This window comes from Nocardioides montaniterrae, assembly GCF_054782655.1.
The window spans coordinates 1-1,253 of record NZ_BAAGSB010000025.1; the positions used below are offsets into that span (position 1 = coordinate 1).

Here is a 1,253-nt window from a genome sequence, read left to right on the forward strand (position 1 = left end):
ATTGGGTCACGCCCGCGACTACCGGCAAACAGCCCATCAGCATCAGGCTGCGAAGAGAAGCCTCACAGTCAAGGATCCTCGCTTCGCTCGGCCCGCTTCGCGGCGGCCTTCGGCCGTCCTTGACTGCGGGTCCCTGGCGGCGCGCTGGTGGCGCGGAGGTCGGCACGGCCTTCGGCCGCGCCGACGCGATGCGGCCGCCTTCGGCGGCCCCATCGAGGTGTTCGTTGGGCCGTGTTCGACATTGTGGAGTTCTGGGGTCACCAGGTGGCTCTGGGACTCCACGATCTGGGTCTAGGGCCGACGGTGGAACCGCCAGGCGCCGGTCGGCATGACTTCATGGGTCATCCGGGGGTCGTGGCCGATGTGGTGGTGATGGCTGCAGAGGAGCACGCCATCAGCGAGGTCGGTCTTCCCGCCCTGACTCCACGGATGCGAATGATGTGCTTCGCACCAGGTGGCGGGGACCGTGCAGCCTTCGGCGCGGCATTGCTTGTCTCGGAGACGGAGGGCCTTGTGCTGGGCCGGTGAGTAGAGGCGTCGTGCTCGGCCGAGGTCGAGGATCTCGCTCTTGCCGCCGAGGACGACGGGGATGATCTTGGCGGTGCAGGCCAGCCGCCGGGCTTCGTCAGCGGTGATCTGGAGATCGCCCTCCAAGGAGCCGATGATCCCGGCGGTGGCGAGATCGCGACGAAGGTCGTCGAGCGGGATCGTCACCATCACGGTCGTGGCGTCGCCGCCGTGATCCGGGAGCTTCTTGGGGTCGAGGTGCTCCAACAACGCACAGAACGCTTCGCCAAGACGACGACTCCGCGGGAGGCGCTCACCGGTCGAGACCCGCGGCGAGGAGAACGCATCCAGGTAGGTCTCGAGGCGCGCCGCGACGGCGTCGGGCACTTGGCCGACGATCCGGGTGATCCCGTCGCCGAGGCGCTTGAACCGGATCGAGGTCTTGACCCGCGCGGAGCGTTCCTCGCGCTCCAACGCGCGGGCGTCGGCCTCATCTGCGATCTCGGGCGCGACCACCGAAAGGATCCGGTCGCCCAGGGTGCGGAGCTCACGCGGCCCGAACTGGCCGGCCAGCTCCACGAGGTGCTTCTCGGCACGACGGCGGGTGACCTGGTCGATCTCGGGCGGGAGCTTCTCGAGGCCGGCGACAATCACCTGCGCCTGGGCGCGGTTCACGGAACCTTTGCGCATGCCTGCGCCGACCTGGCGCCACCGTTCGTCGATCGCCTCTGCCAGCCTCAGCTCGG

At 68.8% G+C, this 1,253-nt stretch carries 1 protein-coding gene; it reads right to left on the bottom strand.

The features are described 5' to 3' along the window. Positions 1-291 precede the first annotated feature (291 nt). Positions 292-1,253: HNH endonuclease signature motif containing protein (locus ACYVJ3_RS16595; RefSeq protein WP_460854187.1), on the bottom strand; the 962-nt coding region annotated here is incomplete at its 5' end.